Here is a 1,125-nt window from a genome sequence, read left to right on the forward strand (position 1 = left end):
CCGCGGCGCAAGGCACGCCAGAATGCCGTCAACGATACCGGTCTGCGCTTCGATGACTCGGTGCCGGTCAAGGTCATCGAGGTAGCACCGGACCTGCCCGACGGCGTGTCGTTGGATGACGTCGAGGTGATCACCACGCGCAGCACCTTCCGCCTGGCCCAGCGCCGGGCCAGCTTCGAGGTGCTGGAGTACCGCTGCCCGGTGATCAAGGCCAGTAAGGAGGCCGCTCCCCAGGCCACCTCGGCGCCGCCCACGCTGTTCGATGGCTCGCTGGCCGATGTCAGCTTCATCGCCGGCATGCTGGTCGACAAGTTCTGCTACCACCTGCCGCTCTATCGCCAGCACCAACGCCTGCAGCAGGCCGGCATCCCGCTCAGCCGGACCACGCTGACCCAGCAGGTCGCCCGCGCCGCGGCGCTGCTCTCACCGATCCATCTCGCCCAGCTCGACCACGTGCTGGAAAGCCAGGTGCTGGCCATGGACGAGACGCCGATCAAGGCCGGCCGCAAGGCCAAGGGCAAGATGAAGGAGGCGTGGTTCTGGCCGCTGTACGGCGACCACGACGAGATCAGCTTCACCTTCTCCCCGTCGCGGGCCAAGGCACATATCGACAAGGTGCTGGGCGAGCACTTCGAGGGCGTGCTGCTGACCGACGGCAACGCCTCCTACGCCCGCTATGTCGAGAAAAAGCCAGGCATCACCCATGCGGAATGCTGGGCGCACACGCGCCGACACTTCGAGAAGGCCCGAGAGAGCGACCCGGCAGCCGATGAAGCCCTGCTGCACATCGCCGGCATCTATGCGATGGAAACCTGGATCCGCGAAAAAGGCCGCGAAGGACCCGACAAGCGGCAGGCGCGTACCGACTACAGCGAACCGCGGGTCAAAGCCTTCTGGCAATGGTGCGATCACCAGATCAACCGCGAGGACATGGAACCTGGCCACCCACTGCGCAAAGCCGTCGAGTACGCGCTGAAACGGCAACGCAGCCTGGAGGTGTTCCTGTCCGACCCCGACGTGCCGATCGACACCAACCACTTGGAGCGTGGCCTGCGCTGCATTCCCATGGGTAAAAAAAACTGGATGTTCTGCTGGAGCGAGGTCGGCGCCGAGCATGTCGGTATC

At 65.1% G+C, this 1,125-nt stretch carries 1 protein-coding gene; it reads left to right on the forward strand.

Annotation, left to right across the window (positions count from 1 at the left end):
• Positions 1–1,125, forward strand: a 1,125-nt coding sequence (locus OP498_RS18360; RefSeq protein ID WP_280554796.1) for an IS66 family transposase, incomplete at both ends; no start/stop codon positions are given.

The sequence above is a fragment of the Halomonas sp. 25-S5 genome, assembly GCF_029889845.1.
In the GTDB taxonomy this organism is placed as follows: domain Bacteria; phylum Pseudomonadota; class Gammaproteobacteria; order Pseudomonadales; family Halomonadaceae; genus Halomonas.